The organism is Lentisphaera marina (assembly GCF_028745505.1).
Lineage (GTDB): Bacteria > Verrucomicrobiota > Lentisphaeria > Lentisphaerales > Lentisphaeraceae > Lentisphaera > Lentisphaera marina.
Genome location: NZ_JAQZZL010000002.1, coordinates 934,222 through 954,826 on the forward strand (window position 1 = coordinate 934,222; position 20,605 = coordinate 954,826).

The window sequence follows — 20,605 nt, forward strand, 5'->3', positions numbered from 1 at the left end:
AGATGAAACAGAAATTCACATTGATTGAACTATTGGTTGTAGTGGCCATTATCGGAATTTTGGGTTCGTTATTACTGCCCAGCCTTTCCAAGGCACGCATGACTTCGAGAATTGCTGTCTGCAAAAGTAATTTGAAGCAAGTTTACACGGCTCAAGTACTCTTTGCCGATGACAATGACAATATGGTTTTTACAAATGATCAGGGCCCTGATTGGATGACCTTAAGCGTATACAATGTAAATACTAGTCCAAATGAATGGTCCAATGTGAATATCCACTCTGATGGCGCGCCCTTTTTAGAACCCTACTTAGGGCCAAGAGAGTCAGCTGTTTATGCCTGTCCGGCCACTGAAATAGATCAAAGTTCGGATTACTATCTTGCTAATAAATGGAATTTTAAAGACAGATCCTACCAGGGTTTTATGTCCCGCAATATTGGATACCCAGTAACATTGGATCAAGTCTATGCTTTAGGTTTTCATGCCGACCCCAATAATCACACATTATGGTCGGAAAAAACACGCAAACCCTTTGTTTATGATGCATTTACTCAATCAGGAGGACTTGCAGGGGATTCCAAATTCCATGATAACACCGGTAATTATAATCTCTTAGTCACTGATGGCAGTGTCATTAAATACTTTTTACCTTATGGATTGACGGATAGAGCTGCTAAAAAAATGTATATGGAAGCGGCTATGGGCTATTGATTTATCTCATCATATTTACTAATAAATTAATCACAAACATTATAATAAAACTTAAAAGGAAATTATGAAGTATTTACTACTTTTGATCATGGCTATCAGTAGCCAAGTCTATGCTCAAGAAGGAGCTTTTCGCTGTAATTTAGATTTACGGGCAAGAATTCTAGTTTTTCAGTTTAGCAAGGATTTTATCGCCTACGACACTCATAAGGGGAGCTTTTGGAAGTATTGGCAGGCATCTGATAAAAAGCCTGGTGTTGAATTTGTAGGTGCCGTGTATAATTCGGGGGGACATGGTCCTCAACCCATTTCACATGGTGAAATAATTGTGGAAAGTAAGACTCAGGATGTGTGGTCTCTAGGCGCGAAAGAAGCTCAATATGTCTCTTATTCACCAGTGAGAAAAACCCTGACATGTAAAATACTTAGGTCAGATGCTTCAAGTATTAAAATTATCGAAAGTCCCGAGTTCAAGCAAGGGAGATTTCACCGTAATTTTCTTATCTCAGGTCTCCAAAAGGGAGAGAAAATCAACTTGAATAAATTTGAAGTGAGCCAAAATGGTTCCATTACTTTGGAGGTTAAATAATGTACAAAACTATCTTATTAAGCCTCTTTAGTCTAATACCAGGTATTATGGCAGATCCCGTTAATGCCACTAGCCATGTATTTGATCGCTCTCCTGGCTTTGGTGAAAAATTACTCAGTATTAATCCAAGCATTGATTACCAAGATGTTAGCCCAAATATTTCGAAATTTCGCGTCAGTGGATTTGATTTCTTTTCCGATGGTCGTTTAGCCATTTCTCTATGGGATGCCAAGGGAAGGGTTTATATTCTAGAGAATCCTCTCGCACCACAAGAAGAGCACAAATACATTAAGTATGCAGAGGGCTTACATGAAGCTCTAGGGATAAAAGTAGTCGATGATCAAGTTTATGTTCTACAAAAAAGTGAATTGACGCGCTTGGATGATACCGACAAAGATGGTGTGGCAGATGAGTATGTCTGTATATCAAATAAATGGGACGTTACTACAAACTTTCATGAATTTTCTTTTGGACCACTTTATAAAGACGGTAAATTTTATATTGCTCTAGCTGTGGCAGTCAACCCTGGTGGGGTTACGACTAATCCGCAGACAAATGATCGTGGGACAATTATCGAGGTTGATCCAAAAAGTGGAGATTACCGAGTTGTTCTTGCTGGTTTGCGCACCCCAAATGGCTTAATGAGCAACGCTGCAGGAGATATGTTTGTAGCAGATAATCAGGGTGATTATTTACCCGCAAATAAAATAATGCATATTAAAGAAGGTGCTTTTTATAATCATACTTACTCGCCGAAACACGCCTTTGCGGATAAAGAAGTCACACAACCCGCCGCCTGGTTGCAGCAAAATGAAATAGCTAACTCACCAACTCAAGGTTCTTTTGTTCCCCATGGGATTTATAAGGATCAGCTACTCATAGGTGACATTCACCATGGTGGTCTAAAAAGAATTTTCTTTGAAAAAATTGATGGTGAATATCAATCAGCAGCCTTTCGTTTTACTCAGAACTTGAGATCGTCAATTAATAGAACGATTTTTGATAAAGATAATAACTTATATTTAGGCGGTTGTGGTATGGGGGGGAATTGGGCTACAGATGGTCTAAAGCATGATGGTATAATGCGTGTAAAACTCTATCAAAAACCGATTTTCGAGATGCTTGCGATTCGCGCAAAGAGCAATGGAATCGAAATCGAATTCACTGAACCAATAGCAGAAAATATTGCCTGGACTAAAAGCCTCTATCGTATTAATCAGTGGACTTATAAACCGACTCGTAATTACGGAGGCCCCAAAATTGATGCACAGCAATTACAGGTGCTTTCGGTAACACCAAGTCAAGATCTCAAGAAGGTCTTTGTTGAAATCGCTGGAATGAAAGAAAAGCATGTCATTAACTTGCGTTTAGCGAACAATTTTACATCGAAATCTGGAGCCAAAATCTTTACTGGTGATGCTTACTACACACTCAATAAAATACCTCAAAATAAAGTGATGATTGCCAAATCGGTACCATCTCATGTCCAGCTCATCTCAAATGTTGTCACGTCTAATAACGAGCACCCTGGTGCAGAAGTCTATCGTGCACTCTGCATGTCTTGTCATAGTCTCGATGGGTCTAAATTGGTGGGGCCGACTTTTAAAGGCTTGGCTAAAAGCATGAGAACGGTCATTAAAAATGGCCAGGAACAAAAAGTCCACGCGGATCGCGCTTACCTTCGTCGCTCAATTACTAAGCCAGCAGAAGAAGTAGCTAAAGGCTACCAGCCGATCATGCCGACTTTGGCACCGAATATGAGCAAAAAACAACTAAGTGATGTCATTGATTACATGGAGTCATTGGCAAAATAATAATCACAACAAAAACTTTATTTTACAATCTTAAATATTTGGAACCTAATATGAAAAAACTTCTTAAAATACAATTTTTAATTGCACTGAGCTTTCTATCCTTATCATCATTTGGCAAGAATGAAGCCATTAATTTATTAAGTACTGACGAGCTTGAAATGAATAGTAAATGGATATTAAAAGACGGCTTACTTTATCCATCGGAAAAACCAGGCTACATCATCTGGACTAAAAAGAGTTTCTCAGATTTCGAGCTCACTGTCGAGTTCAAAACTTCTGAAGAATGCAATAGTGGGATCTTTTTTAGAACAAATATAAACAACCCAGTACAGGAAGGTTTTGAAATACAGGTGGCATCACCAGGACTCTACAGTGGTAAGCATGTTGTGGGCTCTTTGTACGATGCTAAAGAACCTTCCGAAATCGCGGTTAAGCCCGATGGCGAATGGAATACTATGGTTTTAACCTGTAAAGGGCCAAAAATTAAGGTAGTACTCAATGGAGTCCAGGTTCAGAATCTAAATATCAATGACTGGGACACAGCAAAGAAAAACCCAGATGGTACGAAAAATAAATTTAAAACCGCTCTCAAGGATTTACCTCATAATGGTCGTATTGGCGTTCAATACCACGGCCAGCCCGTTTGGTACAGAAAACTCTCTTTGAAAGAGCTTAATTAAGGAATAGGCCAATACGACAGGCTTAGTAGCGGACTTTTTTTGTTAAAGGACTTTGTTCTTTAGTGTTGGATATAAGAGCAGGGTGCATAACTCTGTTTAGCGGATAAACAAAAAGCCTCAGTAACTCGTGTAAGTTACTGAAGCTTAGCTTAGTACCGAAGGTGGGACTTGAACCCACACGCCCGAGGGCGGGGGATTTTGAATCCCCTGCGTCTGCCAATTCCGCCACTTCGGCAAGTGAACTGAGCTAGGACAATACATATTTTCATGGGGCTTTCAAGTTGGGTTTTGATACAAAAGTCTATAATTTTTTACTTAAAAGAGCTTGTTGTAGCAGATGATCTTAGTAAGTGATTCAGTGAATGATATTTAAGTTAATGCAGTTGGGTGACGCGTTCCTACATAATCAGCTAATTCAAATTCGTCGACTTGAATAGCAGCTTCACATTTCTCTATGGTTTCTTCAAGGAAATGAGCTTCCTCAGTGGAAATAGAGCTATTGGCAAGGCCTTCTTTAATCATTGATGTTGGATGTTTAGATTTGATTCCCGATTTTTTTATCTTTGCAAAGAGAGAATCGGATTTACATAAATCGATAAAGGCTTCTTCGAGCTTTCCGAGACCAGGTCGCTCTAGGCTAGGAATGTACATGCCATATGAAAAACGATCGCGCTGTTCTCCGGGAGTCATCATTGCCAAAGCAATTTTTTGTCCGGTTCTATCATCTGGGCCTGATCCAAAGCTATTAAGGCGAAAGAAGGGACGATGAATGTATTTGAGGATGGGACTAAGCAGGGGGATTTCGATGTTTTGTAATATTCCATCAAAAGCAGTAGTCATATTCTCCATACAACGATCGAGGGCCCAAGTGGCATGTGCTAAATCTTCTTTTTTACAGCCCTCGTGTTCATAACGTTTGATGACGGTACAAGCGAAGTACATCCAGGAGAGCATATCACCAAAACGACCGGTTATACGTTCGGCGCGTTTGAGGTTACCTCCATAAGAACCCATGGCCATATCTGCGAAGACCGCAAAGAGCGAAGATGCCCAGTTAATTCGACGTAAGTATTTACTGAAGGGACCAGAGGGGACGGGGCTAAGCCAGCCACGTGTAAGGGTGAGTAGTTTTGCTCGAGTGACATTAGAAACGACAAATGAAATATGCGACCAAAGTGCTTTGTCGAAGGCTTGCGCATCACCATTTTCAATGGCATTGACTTCATCCATAGCTGTTGGATGACAACGAATGAGTCCTTGACCAAAGATAATCATCGTACGAGTTAAAATATTGGCTCCTTCTACTGTAATCGCAATAGGTGTGGATGTATAAGCATTAGCAAAAATATTTTTTGGTCCTCGAGAAATCCCCGAACCACCACTAATATCCATGGAGTGATTAATAGATTTACGCACTGTTTCAGTGAAATGATATTTGGCTAAAGCAGAAACGACTGAAGGCTTCTCTCCGCTATCGACGCCACCGCAGGTATAAATACGGGCTGCTTCAAGCATATAGTTGTAGCCACCAACTTCGCACATGGCTTCTTGTATGCCTTCGAACTGACCAATTGACATGCCAAATTGTTTACGAACTTTTGCATAAGCGCCAACTGCACGGTTACACATTTTACTGGTGCCAGTAGATGTTGCTGGTAGGGTAACAGCACGGCCGGCTGAAAGACAGTTCATGAGCATGCGCCAACCAATGCCCACACCACTAAGCCCGCCAATGACATGCTTTTCTAAAGGTAGTTCAACATTTTCGCCATTGATAGGACAATTGAAAAATGAGGAGCCTAGGGGATCATGACGACGACCCAAGCGAATGCCGGGAGCATCACTGGGGATAAGAGCACAGGTGATGCCCAGTTCTTTTTCTTTGCCAAGTAGATTTTGCGGGTCACGCAACTTGAAAGCTAGGCCAATGACAGTGGAGACTGCAGCTAGGGTGATATAGCGCTTTTTGAAATTGAACCTAAGATAGAGTTCACCATCTTCTTTTTTGAACACTTCAGCATGAGAAGAAATGGATCCCGCATCTGAGCCCGCCATGGGTTCAGTGAGGCCAAAGCAGGGGATCTCGCGCCCGTCAGCGAGTCGAGGTAAGTAGTAATCCTTTTGTTCTTGAGTACCAAAATGTGAAAGTAATTCACCAGGTCCTAAAGAGTTGGGAACCATAACGGTGATACTCAAGGGACCGCAATGAGAAGCTAATTTAGAGCAGACTGAACTAACGGCGAGGCCCGAGAAGGCGAGTCCACCATATTCTTTAGGAATAATCATCGAAAGGAAACCCGATTTCTTAATGAAATCCCAAGTTTCTGGAGTGAGATCGCCACGGCAAGCTACATCATAGTCGCTAACCATTTTACAGAGTTCTTCAACGGGGCCATCCATGAAGGCTTGTTCTTCTGCAGTTAATGAGGGGTATGATTGAGCAAGGATACGCTTGAAGTCAGGCTTGCCAGAGAAGAACTCTTTTTCTACCCAAACAGTGCCAGCATCAATGGCTTCTCGTTCGGTTTGGGAAATAGCGGGAAGTAAACCGATTTTGCCCAAAAAGCTCATTATGGGTTTGGAGATTAAAGCACAGCGAATAGCTGGAATGATAAAAATTGCGAAGATCGCAAGTACGATTATTAATGGGCTAATAGAAAGGGAATAACCTGCTACAAAAATAGCCGTAGCTATTGCCCACATAAAGCCCGGGAGATTCTTATATGCCAAGACTAAAAGAACAATCACAAAAATGGGGATTGATATATAGAGCGGGGTATTGGCTAAGTAATTCATTGTATTCTCCCTAGTTAATTTATTGAATAAGTATTGTTTGTAGGCCTTGTTTCATCGTTTTAAATTCTCAAAGATACCTGCGGCTCCCATACCGCCTCCGACACACATGGTGACCATGCCATAGCGAAGTGAGCGGCGTTCCATTTCGTGAAGTAAGGTGGCAGTAAGTTTTGCACCTGTACAGCCGAGGGGATGACCCAAAGCTATAGCGCCACCATTGACATTGATGATATCAGGATTTAAACCAAGTTCATTAATAACTGCAATGGATTGTGACGCAAAGGCTTCATTGAGCTCAATGAGTTCAATGTCCTTCAAGTCCAAGCCCGTTTGTTTGAGGACTTTTGGTATGGCCGCTACGGGACCCATTCCCATAAGACGAGCAGCTACAGGAGCAACAGCAAAACCCACAAGTCGAGCTTGAGGAGTCAATTCTCTTTCTTGCAATGTGTCTTCGTTTAACAAGATTGAAAAAGCGGCACCATCTGACATTTGAGAAGAACTCGCAGCAGTGACGGATCCACCAGCCCTAAAAACGGCGGGAAGTTTTGCTAAGCTTTCAAGGCTCGAGCCTGCTCGTGGTCCTTCATCTACTGCAAAGCGAAATTTACGATTAAGTAACTTGCCATTTTGGAACTGATTCACTTCTAGATCAAGGGGGATAATTTCATTTTTAAAGTAGCCTTTCTCTATAGCATTTAGTGCTTTTTCGTGGGAACGCAAAGAGAATTTATCCATGCTAGTTCGCGATACTTTGTATTGGCTGGCCACAGCCTCTGCAGTGTTTCCCATGTTGAGGTAAGCATCGGGGAAAATATCATTGAGCTTGGGGTTCGCGACAAAATTATTGCCACCTAAAGTTAGCAGACTCATGGATTCACAACCACCGGCAGCTAAGATGTCGGCATGACCGCAACTAATGGCTTGATGCGCCATGGCAATGGATTGTAAGCCTGAAGCACAAAAGCGGTTAATGGTAACACCAGTGATTTTGTTTCCAAGCCCCGCAGCTTGCCCAACTTGCATCGCCATATTCATACCTTGTTCGGCTTCAGGGGTGGCTGAGCCAAGGATGACATCCTCGATATCTTCTAGTTCAAGGTTATTGACTTTTTCGACGGCGCCTTTGAATACTGCAGTTGCGTAATCAACAGGGGGGATGTGGGCAAGACTTCCACGGTTAGCTTTTCCCACGGGGGTTCTAACTGAGCTGGCTATGTAAACATTATTCATTAGAGGCTCCTTAGTTTCGCAGTGGGCGGTTAAATTTTAAAATACTTTCGATACGAGCAAGGGTTTTTGGCTCCCCTAAGAGGGAGAGGAAAACTTCTCGTTCTAAATCAAGGATATACTGTTCGTCGACCATGGAGGCTCGCGTCAGGTCACCACCACAAATGACATGAGCCAGTTTACAGGCGAGGAAATAATCGTATTCGCTTATAAACTTACTTTGTAGCATGTTGTATGCCCCCGCTTTGAAAGTGCTAGAAGCATTGGTACCAAGTGCTAGGAAGCGATTGGCTTGTGGTGCTCGGTAGGGAAGTTCACTCAATTGTAATAAGACCTGAGCAGCTACATGTAGTCGCCTTTCGGAATTAGTGACGAGGGTGGCATTGGGATTCAAGTAATGCTTGCTTTGAGCATCGAGCGCGGAGGCACTAACTTTTGCCATCGCAATTGTCAACCAATTTTGTCGCAAGAAGGGTTCGACTAGAAAAGCTTTTTGTTCGCCAGCCATTTGGGCTGCTAGCTTAGCCATACGCATAGTACCACCCCCTGCAGGGATGAGTCCCACACCGAGTTCTACCAAGCCCATATAAGATTCTTGAGCAAGAACCGCATGTGGAGCGGCCATAATGATTTCGCAAGCACCACCCAGGGCACGTCCTTGGACCACGGGGATAACGGGCTTTGATGAATAATGAACCACTTGACTCATCTGCTGGAATTTGTTGACTACATCATTGATGGGGGCAAAGTCGCGATTTTGAACATGCCCTGCCATTTCGGCTAAATTAGCTCCTGCAGAGAACATGCTAGAATCATTAGCAATAAGTATGCCTTTAAAGTCGTTGTTATCTTCTACTAGTTTAACCGCGTCGATAATTCCATCGAGAACTCGAGAACTTATGGTGTTAGCTTTGCCAGTGAATTCAAAAAGACATATGCCTTGTTTCCACTTGAGTAAACGCGCATCTTTATAGTCCTTGATGAGGCGCATGCGCTTTTCTTTTATGGTGAATTGATCAACAAAGGGTGATTTTGAACTTGTGAAACCCACATCGGGGTTGATGCGATTGATCCATTCGGGGATGGGATAAGATAAACTTTTTAAATCGTCTAATATTTTCTTGAAGCCAATGGCTTGCCAGATTTCAAAAGGTCCCATTTCCCAAGCCCAACCCCATTTCATGGCCTTATCAATATCTTGATGGTTGTGGCAGATTTCTGGAATGCGTCGAGCGGAGTAAGAAAGTAATGCCAAGATGAATTTGCGATAGAATTCGCCGACTCGACCTGAGTCATCGTAAAGAGCTACTAATCGTTTTGCTAAGTTGGGGATCTTTTTGTAAAGCTTAATATTATCTAAGTTAAATTCTTTAGGGCTCTGATAGGAGTAATCTTCAAAATTTATAGAGCGTATTTCTCCACCGATTTTTGAGTAAAAGCCCTTTTTAGTTTTAGCTCCTAATTGTCCTTGTTTTACCATTTTTTTGATCTCGGTAGGCATCATGAATTCATTTCTGCATTCATCATTTTTAATGGCACTATGAAGATTGCTGGTAACATATAGTATGGTGTCTACACCAATGAGGTCTAGGGTTCTAAAAGTCGCAGATTTAGGTCTACCCATCAATGGGCCAGTGAGAAGATCTATTTCTTCAATAGTGAAACCATCTTCAAATAGGGGAATCATAGATTTTTGCATGGCATAGCAACCAATGCGGTTTCCTATAAAGTTGGGCGTGTCTTTAGCGATGACAATGCCTTTGCCTAAATGTAAGCGTGCGAACTCCGCAAATTCTTCAAGAAGTCCCTTTTGAGTTTTTGGTCCAGGAATTAATTCGAGGAGTTTTTGATAACGCGGTGGATTGAAGAAGTGTACGCCAAGAAAACGATTGAGTGATTTATTGGAGAATTCACGAGCAATATCCTTTAAGGGTAAACCGCTAGTGTTGGTAGCTAAGATGGCTTCGGGTTTAGCGTATTTGCATATTTGCGCCCATAAGTTTTGCTTGATGCTTAAGTCTTCAATTACGGCTTCAATAATCAAATCGGCTTCATTGAGATGTTGTAGATGATCGTCAAAATTGCCAGGGAAAATATTCTCAATGATTTGGGGAGAGAAAAGTGGTGAAGGTGAGATCTTTAATAATTTTTTCACGGCATTTTCACTAATTGCAGAAGGTCTATTTCCTGCACTCGTTAAATCTAAGAGGGCGACAGAGAAACCACAGTTTGCGAAGTGCGCAGCAATTTGAGATCCCATAACACCCGCACCTAGTACGGCTATGTGTTTAATTTTACTCATAGAGTGATTCCTTATTTTTGATAGATTTCTTGAATGATGTGATCGTAATTTATTTTGACAGCTTTTCTTTTAACTTTTAGGGTCGCAGTAAGTAAACCATTGAGGGGGCTGAGCTCTTCATGAATGATCTTAAACTTTTTGATTTGAGACCATTTGGGGAGTTGTTCATTAGCTTGGTCAATTCGACACTGGAAATAGGCGTTGAGTTGAGGGCTTTTACATATGGCATGAACATCTAGCGTATCGAGCTTGAGTTTTTTAGCGAAGCGAGGTAGCAGGGTGATTTCAGGGAAAATAAGAGCTGAACAAAAGCGTTTGTCTTCACCAATGACTAAAGCATGAGCAATGAAGGGGTCTGCTTTAAGCGCTGTTTCCAAAGGGGTAGGGATGACAAATTTACCTGTCGACATCTTAAAGATATTTTTCTTGCGATCAGTAATAAATAGGTAGCCATCGTCATCGAGATAACCAATATCCCCAGTATGTAACCATCCTTCTTTGAGCACTTCGGAAGTGGCGTTTGGATCTTTATAATAAGTTTCCATTATCTGAGGTCCGCTGACAAGGATTTCTCCATCTCTGGCGATTTTGATTTTCGTTTGACTGAAAGCTTTTCCCGCGGTGCCAGGCTTGGGGGATATGTAGGGATTTACGGAAATAACAGGAGCTTCAGTCATACCGTAGCCTTCCAATATAGGAATGCCGACATTATTTAAAAAGCGACAGAGTTCTGTTCGTAAATGAGCGCCACCGCTACAGATAAAAGTGAGTTCTCCACCAAAAATATTTTGCCATGCTTGATATATGGGCGAGAAGGCTTGATGCATGACTTGGTGCTCAGGGTTATTTTTGTCATAAACGTGAGCAAACTCAAAAGCTTTGTTGTATATGTCCGTGTCAACTTGTGGGTTGTTTTCTGCACCATTGGCAATGTGTAAGTATATTTTCTCCAAAAGATGTGGGACTGTAGAGAAAGTCTGCGGTTTAACCATGGCAATATGCATCATGATTTGATCGGGGTTAGTAAAGTAAACGCTAGTTCCATGCCAGAGCCAGCGATAAATTGCTGACTTCGCAAAAATATGACTTAGGGGAAGGAAGCTTATTTCTTTATCGTGTTTTTTGATGCAATTAGAAAGATCTGAGACAATAATCGAGTTGAGTTGGATTAGATTTTTGTGTTCGAGTAAGACACCTTTTGGTTGGCCTGTCGTTCCCGATGTGTAGATAATTGTTAAGGGAGATTCTCCGGTGCATGTAGGAAGTTCTACCTTTTGTGAATTTTCTATTAAATTCGGGCCGTGAAGAACATCGCTTATTTCTTCGCCAGCATCTGTAGTTAGGTATTGTATATTAGAGTTTAAAGCATTTAGACGATGGTATTGTTCTCTGTTATTTACAACGCAAAGACAGGCGTCACTATGTTCTAAGACATAAGAAATTGAAGAATCGTTAAAAGTTAAATGAAGTGGAACAGATACAAAGCCAGCCAAAGATATAGCTATATCGTATAGGCAGAAGTTAGAATTGTTATTGAGGAATAAAGCAATTTTTGCTTGTGGTTCAAGGTTTAGACTTTGTAGCGAACACGCGATTTCATGAGCTGTATTGTAAAACTCTTGATAAGTTAAGGTATCCCATGATTTACCATTCCAGTCGGAAAGTAAAGTATCGTTAGGGGAGTTTTTAATGCCTAATTCCAAGAGTTGTGAAACTGTAGATACAGAAGTGTCTATATATTCTTGTGCAGTCTTCATAACTAATGCCTTTTTTAAAGTATTGACTCTCTATAAAAAACATAATTCGGCAGAAATCAAAAAACAAATTTTTAGGCAATGAAAATTAAATAGCTATTTGATTAACAAAAAAAAGCCACTTTGATTTATCAAAGTGGCTTGAGTCAAGAATAAGGAAGTTTTAAATGATGGAACCCATGGGCTCGCGTAACATTTTTCTTTCTTTTACTTCTGCTTTAAAGGTCGCGACAAATTCATCACGTGAAATAGTGACTTGATCGCGTGAGCCATAGCGTCTTACTGTGACAGTTTGGTCTGCAACTTCTTGCTCACCAATAATAAGTAAGATAGGAATCTTACGTTTTGTATTGGTACGAATCTTTTTGTTGAAGGTATTGTTGCTGTTATCTACTTCGACTCTAAAGAAATCTTGGGTGAGTTCATCTGCAAGTGCATTGGTGAATTCTAAGCAAGAATCCTGGACTGGGAGCATGCAAACTTGCACTGGAGCACACCAAGTTGGGAAGGCACCACCGTAGTATTCGAGTAAGAAAGAAATGAAGCGCTCGTGAGTTGATAAAGGCGCACGGTGCATGATGACTGGGATTTGATCGTTCCCATCAGCATCAACGTATTTTAAATCAAACTTATCGCCAGATTGGAAGTCAACTTGGATAGTAGATACAGTTTCTTCACGACCCATGAGGTTCTTGAATTGGATGTCAATTTTTGGGCCGTAGAAAGCGGCTTCGCCTTCGCCTATGTAATAAGGAATTTCCATTTCATCCATTACTTTTGCGAGTAGAGCTTCTGCTTTAGCCCATAGAGCAGGATCACCGACAAATTTTTCTGAATCATCGCGAACAGAAAGTCGGAAACTGTATTGAGTTAATTTGAAGGTATCGTAAAACTCTTTATACATTTCCATGGTTCTACGGAATTCAGACTCGAATTGATCTAAGCTAATGTAGATGTGAGCGTCATTCATCGTCATGCATCGTACACGTAGTAGACCAGAGAGTTCACCTGATTGCTCATAGCGGTAACAAGTACCATATTCAGCTAAACGCAAAGGAAGGTCACGGTATGAGTGAGGGCGGCTCTTAAAAATTAAATGGTGATGAGGGCAGTTCATTGCTTTGAGGTAGAACTTTTCTGTACACTCATCATGGTCGTGTTCTTTGACTTCCATAGGAGGGAACATGGAGTCTGCGTAATGTGGCAAGTGGCCAGAAGTTAGGTAGAGTTCTTCTTTGGCGATATGAGGTGTGGAAACACGCTTGTAGCCATAACGGAATTCCATCTCATTGGCGTATTTTTCTACTTCGTCACGAATGACAGTGCCATTAGGTAGCCAAAGTGGGAGGCCTTTGCCAACCATGTCGTCGATGTGATAGATGTCGAGTTCTTTACCCAGCTTCTTATGGTCAAATTGCTCGGCAATACGACGTCTTTCTAAAAAGCCTTGAAGTTCTTCTGGTGTTTCAAAACAAAGGGCATAAATGCGTGTGAGTTGTTTGTTTTTTTCACTACCGAGCCAGTAAGCGCCAGCAACGCGGTCTAGTTTAAAAGCTTTTGCGGGAAGTGCACCAGTATCTGGAACGTGAGGGCCTTCACAGAGGTCAGCGAAATCACCGTTTTGGTAGAAAGAAAATTTTTCTACGCCACGTGAGTGAAGATTGCGAACGTTTTCGATTTTGTATTCGCCCTCGCCGAGTTCTTCAAGTTTGGCGACAGCACCATCGACATCAGTTTCGCTGTAGAGAAATTCCTGTTTGCGACCGATGATTTTTTTCATGCGTTTTTCGATTTCTTTGAGCTTATTCTCTGCGAATTCTTCTTCGCTAAAATCAAAATCGTAATAAAAGCCAGTGTCGATGGGAGGACCGAAACCAAGTTTTACTTTTGGGTACACTTCTTGTACTGCTTGAGCCAGCACATGTGCCATTGAGTGACGGATTTTATAGAGATTTGAATTTTCATCCATGAGTAATATTTCCAGAAAGCTTTAGATTAAAAAAAATTTGCTCATATTAATGCCTATATGCATTAGGGGCAAGTAGAAAAAATATTTCTCGAGGAATTAAGTGGACTATGAATCAATCACTTTTGAAAGCAGTTGAACCGTATTGGATTTATGATCATGAAGTGGCTCAAAAATTGGACCCGGATTATAGTATTTTAAAATGCTTGGCAAGAGACTTAAAACTCATTCAGCTACGTGTTAAAAACTTGTCAGGTGATGAGCTTTTTAAGCAAGTAGAAAAGTATAATGAGCTTATCAAAGAACAAAATTCTGATTGTTTAGTTATTATGAATGATCATATTCAGCTTTGTCAAGATTTAAATTTAGGAGGGGTGCACCTCGGTCAAAGTGATGCATCAGTCGTAGAGGCTCGAGAAGTTTTAGGAAGAGATGCGTTTATTGGTTTGACGGTTAGGTCACTAGAAGAGGCTCATGAGGCAAAGATCTTGATAGAGAATAACTGCATTGATTATGTTGGTGTGGGTACGGTGTTTGAAACCACTACAAAGAAGGGGCTAAGTGCTAAAGGGCCTAGTTTTATTGAGGATGTGTTTGCTCTGATTGAAGCAGAGCGAGTTTATCCAATTGGAGGCATCAATAAAGAGAATATAAATGAGCTTAGAGGCATTGGTGTTAAGCATGTCGCATTGTGCTCGGAACTTTATAAGTGTCCTAGATTAGAGCTCTATCATGGCGTGAACTAAGTCTGTGCGTGTGGATGAGCTTTGTCGTAAGCCTCTAGCAAGCGATCAGTAGAAATATGGGTATAGATTTGGGTTGTTGAGAGATTCTCGTGGCCTAAAAGCTCTTGAACAGAGCGTAAGTCAGCACCTGCATCTAGTAAATGAGTCGCAAAAGAGTGTCTCAATTTGTGTGGTGTGATATCAGGTGGTAGTTGACAAAAAGCTAGGTAGTTTTTTAAATTGCGCTGAATGGAGCGGGCATTGAGTTTTTTGAAGTCTTTGAGGTTGATAAAGACGGGGTCTTGTTGTGAAGTCCAGTTTAATTCGGCGTTTTTACGGCAAGACGAATAGTTTGCTAAAGCCTTTTTTGCAGGTTCACCTAGGTAGGCAATTCTTTGTTTTTTTCCTTTGCCTAAAATCCTCAGAGTTGATTCTTCCAAGTTAATTTGATCAAAAGATATGTCTAAGGCTTCTTGTATACGTAAGCCACCGCTATAGATGATTTCCAAGATTGCGGTGTCTCGTGCAGCGAGAAGATCGTTGTTTTTTCCTTTTTTTTGAGCCCAATAGGAGCTTGGAGAACTTAAAAGCGTGGAGATGTCTTCACGGGATAAGATGAGTGGTAAAGTCTTGTCTTTTTTTGCCGCTTTTATATCCTGAAATGGATTGTTGTTGTGCAGTTCTTCTTTCAAGAAAAAATTATAAAGACTACGGAGTGATGAACACTTTCTGAGTAGAGTGTTTTTCGAAGTATCATTTTCCTGTAAGGAAAAAATATAATTCTTTGCTTTATTCTTATCTATGGCGTTCCAAGCTAAAGATTGAGCTTCAATGGCTTCGTCGCCCCATGTTTGAGTGATGAACTCAATTATGTCAAAGAAGTAGGCTTTTTGCGTATGAATAGAAAAGTTCTTTTCAGTTTTTAGGTATTTAAAAAATGCTAAGAGAGTCTTATCTTTGAATGGCAAATCCATCTTTAGGTCATATTGGCAATGTAGTAATCTTTAAAGTACTCAGCAGGAACGTGGATAATGCGGAAGCCAAAGTAATCCTCGCGTCGACTTGGTGGATAGGAAACAACACTGGAGTGTGTGTTACAGAAGTCGATAGGCGAGCGCCATGAGCCGCCTTTGAGGATGTGTGGGTCGCGTTCGTCATCAAAGGAGTCGTTGGTCCATTCCATTGCATTGCCGACCATGCCAACAACACCGTAAGGACTTTTGTTGTGAGCATAATAATCAACGGATGAGCAAGATAGAGGTTCATTAACACCATCATTGAATAGGGCAATTTCTAAACTAGGAGCTTGCTCACCCCAAGGGTAATGGAGACCATATGTTCCACGGGCCGCAGCTTCCCATTCATAGGAAGTTGGGAGGTTGTAGTATTCACCAGTAACTTTGCGTAACCAGCGACAATAATTTTTTGCATCGTTCCAACTAACGTTTACAATTGGGCAGGTTGCGTAAGGAGCGATGGCATTGATTTGGTTGAGTTCTTCTTCTGGTAAACTCTGACCTGTTTCATTAAGGTAGTGAAAAAATTGTTCTTTTGTGATTTGAAATTTGCCAATGCCAAAGGGGATTGTGACCTCGTGAGGGCGGTTATCAGTGCCGACGACATAGTTTCCTGCAGGAATTAAGCAAAAGGCAGTCCCCTGACTATCTTGATAATCATTATAGTTACTAGGTGTACTTGTAGCAGGAGCTGGAGAAACAGGAGTAGTAGTCGGTGCTACAGGAGTAGTAGCCGGTGTTTCTTGAGTCGTGGCTTGGGCATCAGGTGTTGATAAGAGTGGATCAAGGACTGGTGCAGCTTTTTTAAGTGGCTTCGCTGGAGTCTCTTCCTTTTTTACCGCGGCTTTAATATTGCCAAATAAGCCATTACTTGGTGTGTGAGCGTGGAAAGCTTGCTCATTTAAAGTGTTGTTCCCTGAGGCTTTGAGTTGGAACTTTTGTGCCTCAGGAGTTGTTTCATTATTATTGAGTACGCTGGCTTGGATTTTTTCTAATTGGCCTTTGTCTTTACGACCGGATACTTTGAGTCCAACACCTTGTGTTTTTCCACCGGGACGTTTTACATTAAGTCCCTCAGGTGTGGCGGTGTCATTCCCACTCTTTTTACGCCTTAATATGTGTGAGGCAGTTTTTCCGTTTTTAATGGAAAGTCCAGTAGCGTTTGTTTGATTAGAAGCACTCTTGATTCGTAGACCAGTTGTTTTATTTCCTGGGACTTGCGAATCTTGCCCAGCTTTTTTGATTTTCAGAGCCCCCGTTTGGTTAGATGCGCTCTTGATTTTTAGTCCAGAAGTTTTGCTGCTAGCTGGTCTTGAATCTTGCCCAGCTTTTTTGATTTTCAGAGCTCCCGTTTGGTTGGAAGTACCCTTGATTTTTAATCCCCCTGTTTTTGTGTCTTTAACAGAGGAGGACTGAGAACCTGGTTTTCTGACTTTTAGACCACGCTTTGTATCGCCGGCATCAGATTTTTGCTTGCGAATAAATTTTTTGGCGCTGGGAGGACGTTTTTGATTCATTTTACTGCTTGAGTTTTTCTACTATAAATTGATAGAATGAGTCAATATCTTCACAGAAATTAGTGAGCTGGTCGTGAAGTTGACTATTTTTAAGAAAGCTAGATAATCCGGCTAAGAGTTTTAGGTAGACATCTTGTTGACCGTCGGGACCGCCAATCATAAATATAAGCTGAGCGTCTTTTTGATCGAAAGATTTCCAATCAATGCCTGATTTACTGATGCCAATAGTTACAAAGAATTCATCGATGTCAACTGTCTTAGCGTGCGGGTAAGCAATCCCAAAGCCAAAGCCTGTACTCATGAGTTCTTCTCTGTTGATTAAGGCTTCTAAGAAGTTTGCAGGCTTATTAATCTTGTTACGAGATGCGTCAACCATTTCCTGAAGAGCGGAATTGATGTCTGTAGCTTCAAGGAAGATGATGCGTTGGCGATCGATGTAATTGACTAGTTGCACGACAGGTAAAAACTCTGTTGGTTAATAATGATCGCTAATCTATCACTCAAGTTGATGATGTCTATAGATTTTTAAGTTCAAAACAAGACTAATTGTTGTATTTTTTAATGCCTGAAAGAATTAAAAAAGCAGTGACTTTAAAAAAGCATGTCTTGAAAAGAGTCCATATACCTTTAGTTTTTCGGGATTTTATTATCCAATCCATACAGGGCTTACAATTATTATGAATACGATTATAATCGGTAACACTTCAGACAACCCATTTGCAATCGATGTGGCACATTTCTGTGGCCAAATTGTTGATGTTTCAGACCTTATAGCATTGAAAGATTTTCAAAATACTGAGTTTTGCCCACGTTTCATTAATGATGAAAATGCGTTCGAAGACATTGGTTATTACCTAAAGGGGAAGACGGTTGTTATCGTTTCAACTCAGTCTTTAAATTTCTCTAGGAACTCATTGTCGATGCGTAACTTAGTTATTGCTAGAGCTGCAAAAGATAATGGCGCAGAGCAGGTTATTTTGATGGAGCCGGATTTGTTCTACTCATGTCAAGACCGTGGGCCTAGGCATGAGCATTCTTTTTTTAATGAAGATCGTGGAGCGGATTTAAGGAAAAAATTTGATGGTCAGCCTTTTACTGCCTTACTCTACGCGCAGTTACTTTCTCTAGCAGGTGTTGATCAAGTTTTTACGATACATAATCACTCATTTTCTACTCAAAACCTCTTTCAAAAAGAATTGAATGGTGCATTTCATAACTATGTTCCCTGCGATATATTCTCTCACTACTTAGCGAGTTCCGGCATTGTTGACCCAGGAAAAACAATTGTCTGTTCTCCAGATAAAGGAGCTGTTCCTTTTGTTCAGATGATTAAAGATGAGATGGCTCATATTAATCCTCCTATGCTAAAGATGGATAAGGTTCGTTCGGGTGAAAGAGCTATTGAGATGGAGCCTAGTGAAGACTCTGATATCGGGATGGAAGATATTGAAGGTAAAGACGTGATTGTTTTTGATGACATGGTGCGAACTGGTACAACAATTGTGAAGTGTTGCCGTATATTAAAGCAATATAAGCCAAGAAGGATTATCTTTTGCGTGACGCATTTTCATTCATCAGCTGAAAGTCGTGAAAAATTGGCAGATGAGTCAATTGATGAGATTGTAACTACTAATACAATCCCAGCCATTTTGAATCGTGACCAACAGGGGCGTTTACGTAAGAAAATCACAGTCTTGAAACTTGAAAATTGGATTGCTAATAAGTTGACTGAGATTACTGGTGGGCAAGAAATTGCATCTTCTCCTGGCGAGCTTTACAGCGTAGATATTAGCTCTAAAAACCCTCGCTGGAAACAGCATATTACTTCGGCATTCGGAAACAAATAAAGCTTTTTCATGAAGAACGCTAATGTAGCTTGTCGCTTAGAACAGCAGGTTGATCAGCAGCCCTATAAGCGTGCTGTTATTGAGCTCTGTAAACGTGATAAAATTACAGGAGCGGGGGTTTATAAACACTTAACTTTTTTGCAGCTAGAAGAGTTAAGTTCAAAATATGCACGTGCCTTTGCAGATTCTGGAATCAAAAAGGGTAGTCGAGTCTTGCTGGGGGTTAAGCCTGGGGCTGATTTGTGTGCCTTAACTTTTGCTTTGTTTAAAGTTGGGGCAGTGCCAGTATTTATTGATCCAGGGATGGGAAAAAAGCATTTGCTTAATTGTGTTGAGCAGGCCAAAGCAGATGCTTTAGTTGCTTTGCCGGCAGTATTTCTTTTTAAATTGTTTAACTCTAATGCTTTTAAAGGGGTTAAGATCAACTGGAGTTTGGGTTTCTGTCCTCTTTTTGGGGTTAAGAATTTAAACTCAGTGAGCTTTAAAGAGAAGTTCTACCCTGCTTGTCATATGGAAGAAGACGAACTAGCAGCGTTGCTGTTTACCAGTGGGAGTACAGGGCCAGCAAAAGGTGTCGTTTACACATGTAAAATCTTTAATTTTCAGCTGGATATAATTAAAGAGCAATACGAAGTGACGGTAAACGACATGGATATGAGTGTATTTCCTTTGTTTGCACTCTTTGCCGTATGTATGGGGATGCCAACACTGATTCCCGATATGGATACCTCGAAGCCTGCGGCGGCCGATCCTGTAAAAATCTTGCGAATTATGGAAGAGCAAAATGTAAGTTTCTCTTTTGGCTCACCAGCTTTTTGGAAAGTAATGGCAGATCATTGTGAGGAAAATAATCAAAGTTTGCCTTCTGTGCGTTGCTTAGTAATGGCAGGGTGTTCGGTTGAGCCGGAGTTGCATCGTCGCTACCTAAGATCAATTTTAAATGAGGATGCAGAGATTTTTGTTCCATACGGAGCCACGGAGTCTTTGCCCTTAACCAGTATGAAAGGTTCGGAGGTTTTGAATTTTAGTGCAGAGCGCTCCGAAGCAGGTGAGGGAACATGTGTAGGTAAGCCTATGTCTCCTGAGTACGATGTGAAAATCATAAAAATAAGTGATGAAGCCATAGAGAAGTGGTCAAGTGATTTAGTTTTGGGTTCAGGCGAAGTTGGCGAGATCGTTAACTCTGGTCCTATTACAACTCATGAATACTACAATAATGAAGAAGGTACTAAGAAATCTAAAATCTATGAGGAAGACCGTGTCTGGCACAGGATGGGAGACTTAGGTTATTTTGATGAGCAAGGTTATTTATGGTTTTGTGGCCGAAAAAATGAAAGAGTTGAGATTAAAGATAAGTTGCTTTGTACAGATAAGATTGAAAATGTTTTGAATCTTCATGAGAGTGTTAAGCGCAGTGCTTTGGTTCCCTATGGTGAAGAAAAAGCGGCTTTGATTGTCGAGCCAAATTGTTTAGAGCTCTTAGGGAGTAAAGAAAAGCAAGCTGTAAGTATTAAAGAATTTAGTGATTTGCTTGGAGAAAAATTACCTAATTTGAATATAGATAAATTTTTATTCAAAGAGAGTTTTCCTGTGGATGTACGGCATAATGCAAAAATAAAGCGCGATCTCTTGAGGGATTGGGCGCAAAAAGAAGTTTAGTAG

General features: G+C 41.0%; 15 protein-coding genes and 1 tRNA gene. 7 read left to right on the forward strand and 9 right to left on the reverse strand.

What is annotated here, in order from left to right; genetic code table 11:
* Positions 1–2 precede the first annotated feature (2 nt).
* The 4 genes from PQO01_RS14845 to PQO01_RS14860 all read left to right on the forward strand — a co-directional run bounded on the left by PQO01_RS14845 (position 3) and on the right by PQO01_RS14860 (position 3,790).
* A complete protein-coding gene (locus PQO01_RS14845) occupies positions 3–710 on the forward strand; it encodes a type II secretion system protein (RefSeq protein WP_274314869.1) in 708 nt (235 codons plus the stop codon).
* 64 nt (positions 711–774) lie between these two features.
* On the forward strand, positions 775–1,296 hold the full coding sequence (locus PQO01_RS14850; protein ID WP_274314870.1) for a hypothetical protein: 522 nt from the start codon (positions 775–777) through the stop codon (positions 1,294–1,296).
* The gene (locus PQO01_RS14855) at positions 1,296–3,110 is read left to right on the forward strand and encodes a DUF7133 domain-containing protein (protein WP_274314871.1); all 1,815 of its coding nucleotides are present in this window, start codon (positions 1,296–1,298) and stop codon (positions 3,108–3,110) included. Before PQO01_RS14850 ends, PQO01_RS14855 begins: the two co-directional genes overlap by 1 nt.
* Positions 3,111–3,160: 50 nt before the next feature.
* Positions 3,161–3,790, forward strand: coding sequence for a 3-keto-disaccharide hydrolase (locus PQO01_RS14860; protein WP_274314872.1), 630 nt, complete (start codon positions 3,161–3,163; stop codon positions 3,788–3,790).
* Between the two features lie 153 nt (positions 3,791–3,943).
* Here the strand turns inward: PQO01_RS14860 and PQO01_RS14865 are convergent.
* The 6 genes from PQO01_RS14865 to thrS form a co-directional block, all read right to left on the reverse strand.
* Positions 3,944–4,025, reverse strand: a tRNA-Leu gene (locus PQO01_RS14865).
* Between the two features lie 134 nt (positions 4,026–4,159).
* Positions 4,160–6,586: an acyl-CoA dehydrogenase gene (locus PQO01_RS14870; protein ID WP_274314873.1), complete on the reverse strand. Its 2,427-nt coding sequence runs from the start codon at positions 6,584–6,586 to the stop codon at positions 4,160–4,162.
* A gap of 51 nt (positions 6,587–6,637) precedes the next feature.
* Positions 6,638–7,819 (reverse strand): thiolase family protein, encoded by a 1,182-nt coding sequence (locus PQO01_RS14875; protein WP_274314874.1) that lies wholly within the window; start codon positions 7,817–7,819, stop codon positions 6,638–6,640.
* Between the two features lie 10 nt (positions 7,820–7,829).
* The gene (locus PQO01_RS14880) at positions 7,830–10,118 is read right to left on the reverse strand and encodes a 3-hydroxyacyl-CoA dehydrogenase/enoyl-CoA hydratase family protein (RefSeq protein WP_274314875.1); all 2,289 of its coding nucleotides are present in this window, start codon (positions 10,116–10,118) and stop codon (positions 7,830–7,832) included.
* An 11-nt stretch (positions 10,119–10,129) separates the two neighbouring features.
* Positions 10,130–11,875 carry an AMP-dependent synthetase/ligase gene (locus tag PQO01_RS14885; RefSeq protein WP_274314876.1) on the reverse strand — a complete coding sequence of 582 codons (1,746 nt, stop codon included), beginning with the start codon at positions 11,873–11,875 and terminating at the stop codon, positions 10,130–10,132.
* Between the two features lie 160 nt (positions 11,876–12,035).
* Complete coding sequence (thrS, locus tag PQO01_RS14890) at positions 12,036–13,841, reverse strand: threonine--tRNA ligase (protein WP_274314877.1); 1,806 nt, start codon at positions 13,839–13,841, stop codon at positions 12,036–12,038.
* A gap of 107 nt (positions 13,842–13,948) precedes the next feature.
* Between thrS and PQO01_RS14895 the strand changes: the two genes are divergently transcribed.
* Positions 13,949–14,584 (forward strand): thiamine phosphate synthase, encoded by a 636-nt coding sequence (locus PQO01_RS14895; protein ID WP_274314878.1) that lies wholly within the window; start codon positions 13,949–13,951, stop codon positions 14,582–14,584.
* Here PQO01_RS14895 and PQO01_RS14900 read toward each other — a convergent pair.
* From PQO01_RS14900 to PQO01_RS14910, 3 genes are read right to left on the reverse strand one after another with little or no spacing between them, the layout of a single operon-like run.
* Complete coding sequence (locus PQO01_RS14900; RefSeq protein WP_274314879.1) at positions 14,581–15,537, reverse strand: tyrosine recombinase XerC; 957 nt, start codon at positions 15,535–15,537, stop codon at positions 14,581–14,583. The two genes, PQO01_RS14895 and PQO01_RS14900, sit on opposite strands and share 4 nt — an antisense overlap.
* Before the next feature lie 2 nt (positions 15,538–15,539).
* Complete coding sequence (locus PQO01_RS14905) at positions 15,540–17,096, reverse strand: formylglycine-generating enzyme family protein (RefSeq protein WP_274314880.1); 1,557 nt, start codon at positions 17,094–17,096, stop codon at positions 15,540–15,542.
* A 1-nt stretch (position 17,097) separates the two neighbouring features.
* Complete coding sequence (locus PQO01_RS14910; protein ID WP_274314881.1) at positions 17,098–17,550, reverse strand: PTS sugar transporter subunit IIA; 453 nt, start codon at positions 17,548–17,550, stop codon at positions 17,098–17,100.
* Between the two features lie 220 nt (positions 17,551–17,770).
* Here PQO01_RS14910 and PQO01_RS14915 point away from each other — a divergent pair, with 220 nt between their 5' ends.
* Together PQO01_RS14915 and PQO01_RS14920 are read left to right on the forward strand one after the other, a co-directional pair.
* Positions 17,771–18,943 (forward strand): phosphoribosyltransferase family protein, encoded by a 1,173-nt coding sequence (locus PQO01_RS14915; protein ID WP_420792934.1) that lies wholly within the window; start codon positions 17,771–17,773, stop codon positions 18,941–18,943.
* A 9-nt stretch (positions 18,944–18,952) separates the two neighbouring features.
* Positions 18,953–20,602, forward strand: coding sequence for a fatty acid CoA ligase family protein (locus tag PQO01_RS14920; protein ID WP_274314883.1), 1,650 nt, complete (start codon positions 18,953–18,955; stop codon positions 20,600–20,602).
* The last annotated feature ends 3 nt before the right edge of the window (positions 20,603–20,605 follow it).

Excerpts from the sequence above, each read along its gene's own strand:
- PQO01_RS14845 (WP_274314869.1), top strand. The coding sequence starts at position 3 with ATGAAACAGAAATTCACATTGATTGAACTATTGGTTGTAGTGGCCATT.
- PQO01_RS14850 (WP_274314870.1), top strand. The coding sequence starts at position 775 with ATGAAGTATTTACTACTTTTGATCATGGCTATCAGTAGCCAAGTCTAT.
- PQO01_RS14855 (WP_274314871.1), top strand. The coding sequence starts at position 1,296 with ATGTACAAAACTATCTTATTAAGCCTCTTTAGTCTAATACCAGGTATT.
- PQO01_RS14860 (WP_274314872.1), top strand. The coding sequence starts at position 3,161 with ATGAAAAAACTTCTTAAAATACAATTTTTAATTGCACTGAGCTTTCTA.
- PQO01_RS14870 (WP_274314873.1), bottom strand. The coding sequence starts at position 6,586 with ATGAATTACTTAGCCAATACCCCGCTCTATATATCAATCCCCATTTTT.
- PQO01_RS14875 (WP_274314874.1), bottom strand. The coding sequence starts at position 7,819 with ATGAATAATGTTTACATAGCCAGCTCAGTTAGAACCCCCGTGGGAAAA.
- PQO01_RS14880 (WP_274314875.1), bottom strand. The coding sequence starts at position 10,118 with ATGAGTAAAATTAAACACATAGCCGTACTAGGTGCGGGTGTTATGGGA.
- PQO01_RS14885 (WP_274314876.1), bottom strand. The coding sequence starts at position 11,875 with ATGAAGACTGCACAAGAATATATAGACACTTCTGTATCTACAGTTTCA.
- thrS (WP_274314877.1), bottom strand. The coding sequence starts at position 13,841 with ATGGATGAAAATTCAAATCTCTATAAAATCCGTCACTCAATGGCACAT.
- PQO01_RS14895 (WP_274314878.1), top strand. The coding sequence starts at position 13,949 with ATGAATCAATCACTTTTGAAAGCAGTTGAACCGTATTGGATTTATGAT.
- PQO01_RS14900 (WP_274314879.1), bottom strand. The coding sequence starts at position 15,537 with ATGGATTTGCCATTCAAAGATAAGACTCTCTTAGCATTTTTTAAATAC.
- PQO01_RS14905 (WP_274314880.1), bottom strand. The coding sequence starts at position 17,096 with ATGAATCAAAAACGTCCTCCCAGCGCCAAAAAATTTATTCGCAAGCAA.
- PQO01_RS14920 (WP_274314883.1), top strand. The coding sequence starts at position 18,953 with ATGAAGAACGCTAATGTAGCTTGTCGCTTAGAACAGCAGGTTGATCAG.